This window comes from Capillibacterium thermochitinicola (genome assembly GCF_013664685.1).
GTDB classification, from domain to species: domain Bacteria; phylum Bacillota; class UBA4882; order UBA10575; family UBA10575; genus Capillibacterium; species Capillibacterium thermochitinicola.
The window spans coordinates 1-3182 of the sequence record NZ_JAAKDE010000062.1 but is presented as its reverse complement, the minus strand read 5'-3'; the positions used below and the strand labels follow the sequence as shown (position 1 = coordinate 3182).

At 41.8% G+C, this 3182-nt stretch carries 1 protein-coding gene; it reads right to left on the bottom strand.

All coding sequences use genetic code 11. The features are described 5' to 3' along the window. Nucleotides 1-306: 306 nt before the first annotated feature. Nucleotides 307-2724, bottom strand: coding sequence for a response regulator (locus G5B42_RS11385; RefSeq protein ID WP_269206219.1), 2418 nt, complete (start codon nt 2722-2724; stop codon nt 307-309). Between the last annotated feature and the right edge of the window lie 458 nt (nt 2725-3182).

Here is a 3182-nt window from a genome sequence, read left to right as displayed (position 1 = left end):
CTTATTAGTTGCTATCTAATTGAATACGCTGAAGATTGGGAGACTTCCAAATGCTATATCAGGAAAGAGATTCTTCAGCATATCTTAGCCAGGCGTAATGCAGCTTAGTCCTGTGGGATCCCGATGGAAAATTGCGAACTATACTTGACACAATCCACCTTCCCTTAACATAATTAATATATAAAATATTTCCATTGTCATAAGCTAAGCTATCAAAACCTAATTTACGTAATTCGAGTAATGTCCGTCTTTAGCCAAAAAATAACCGCTCAAATCAAATGAACGGATAAAAAGTTTGGGCATATATCATATTTTTTCATATGTTCCACTATTATCGGGATTAACACCCATTGTCTTCCGCGCATAAGCAATCGCCTGCTGCCGCGTTTGGAAATGGAGTTTCTTTAAGATATTGGCCATTTCGTATTTTACAGTCCGTTCAGAAATAAAAAGTTCCGCACCTATCTCTTTATAAGTTTTTCCTGCCGCTACTAGGGTTAAAACTTCATTCTGCCGCGGCGTCAAATCAGTATCAGCTTTTGGCGTGCGTTCTTCAATACCAACAGCAGCTTCCTTTTTCTGCCGGTTAAATTCCCGCAAAACTTGATGGGCAATTTCGGGTGTGATCACGGTACCACCAGCGGCCAACCCCATTAATTGTTCTGATAATTCCTCTCCTCGCAGACTCTTCAAAAGATACCCGGAGGCTCCATTTTTAATTGCCCGGAACAAATCCGCTTCATGGTCGGAGATGGTAAGCATCACGATTTTGACCACTGGCATCTCAGCTTTGATTAAACGGGTGGCCGTCAGGCCGCTACACCGGGGCATATTTATATCCATGAGAATCAAGTCCGGCTTAAGAAGACGCGCTTTTTCCAATGCTTCCAAACCATCCCGTGCCTGGCCAACCACATCGAACCCTTGCATAGTAAGCAATTTTTGCAGACCTTCCATAAAGAGGACATGATCGTCCACAAGCAGAATCCGAATTTTTGCCTTCCTCTTCTGTGCTTCGGTTTCCTCTGCCGGACCATATGGATTTATCTCCCGCTTCGCTTCATGGTATAGCGGGATGGTAATTGTCACGGTAGTGCCTTCTCCAAGTATGGAGTCGTAATGTACATACCCGCCCACTTGCTCCGCCCGTTCGCGCATTACAGTCAAGCCAAAAGAACTATGACCAGGTGATATTTCTTGTAGGTCAAACCCGACCCCATGATCAATAATTTGTACCTTAATCTCCTTTTCATCTTTTTGAAAAGCAATGATTACTTTATCAGTTTTGGCGTGTTTACGCACATTGGTCAATGCTTCTTGGATAATCCGGTAAAGTTGGACCCCCACCGCTAAATCTAAGTCATCTTCACTAATAACTTCCAGATTACGCCTTTCTACCTTAATTTGATAATTATTTTCAAAGCGGGATAGATACTCGTTTAACGCATTGCTAAATCCTTTTTTAAAGATCAACGTGGTCCTGGCTTCGTAAATAAACTCTCTAATTTCCAGACTGGCCTCTGAAATAACCTGGAACATCCGGTTCAAACGCTCGTCAAGTTCCGTCCATCGGCCATTTTTCAACATATTCCTAAGGTATTGGATCTCCAGATTGGCATAACTTAAGACTTGTCCGACACTGTCATGGAGCTCCCGCGCCAGCCGCTCTCTTTCCAGCAAAACCAGGAGGGCTTGTTGTTGTTGGGCTATTTTCGCCTCTGCCTCTTTATAGGTGGTGACATCCCGAATGACAAGTAAGCTCCCTACCTTTTTGTCACCTTCGTTCAAGCCGGAAAAATAAGCCTCATAGATACGGCCTCCCCTGGTAAATTCCCGGTGTAGATTAGTTGTCTCTTCGGGTAGTTCCGGCCAATCAGGCCATACTTCCGTCAACGGGCGTCCCGCTGCAACACTGGTTTTTGATCCCAAAAAAGCTTCCGCCGCTGGATTCATATCCATTACACGGTTACGGTTGTCCAGGATCACAACAGAGTCGGTCATCTTCTCCAAGACAACATCCCGCGGAACCGGTACCAATTCCTGCGTTCGAAAACGAGAGAGCAAACTGGTTAAAACAACAACAATACTAATCGTCACCGGAGTCATATCTACAGGTAATTTATCGTAATAAATAAAACTCAGAATAATTCCGATCAAAATCGTTCCGGCCGCACCGGCTATTGTAAAAGCTTGATCCCGGTGTAAGATATAATGTTTGACCGCAGCACTGGTCTGGACTGCCATTACGGCCAGCAATATTATACCACAGTAAACAGTAATCACCCAAAACCATGGTCCCGGATGATATTGGAGAACCAGATTACCATTTGCCGGAGCCATCCACATCCGACGATACATCAAACCATGCCTTGAATTGATCAGATTGATTAAATCTGTAAGTACTGAAGGTAGAAAAAGGAGAGCGATCCGGCGCTTATCAAGCCAACTTTTCGCCCCGGTGACTGATAAAGCCCATAACAACCACACAATTGGCGCTTTCAAACCCACAAAATCGTTGGCGATAATATAGCTTAATGCTGCCGCCCGCAGATCGGTAACGGAAACCTGGACCGCAAACCCAAGAGACCAGAAGACCACCATACTACTGGTTAACATCCAAAACCGGTCAGCAGATTTTTTGTACCTCATATAAGCCATTGCTGTTGTTAAAACTCCAGTGCTGGCCAGATAAACCCATATGTACGGATTATACTGTAACTGCATGCTATCTACCTTTTCTTGCTATTTTTAACTTTTATACGTTGCAACATTAAGCTTATATTTTTATTACTCATCTTACAACATGCAACGTTGTTTTTATTATAAAAATAAGATCTTTACATTTACAAGAATATTAGCTTATTACCCATTAGTCAACACCCTTACGAAATTATTTATAACTTATTTATAACTATTGTCGATATTGCAATTACATATCACTATAATTGTTATTTTTCTTTATACTATTAAATAATGACCAACTTTTTTCGGCTCTGGTATATAATATATAAGACTATTTCATAATATAAAGCTTTAAAAAGCAGATACAAAAACCCGGACCTTTTTATTTTGCTCCGGGTTTTAAAAGCAAACCAATATTTACTCGAACAAAATAAAAACCAGGATTTTATTAATCCTGGTTTTAAAAATATTTCCTGGCAACGACCTACTCTCCCAGCCGG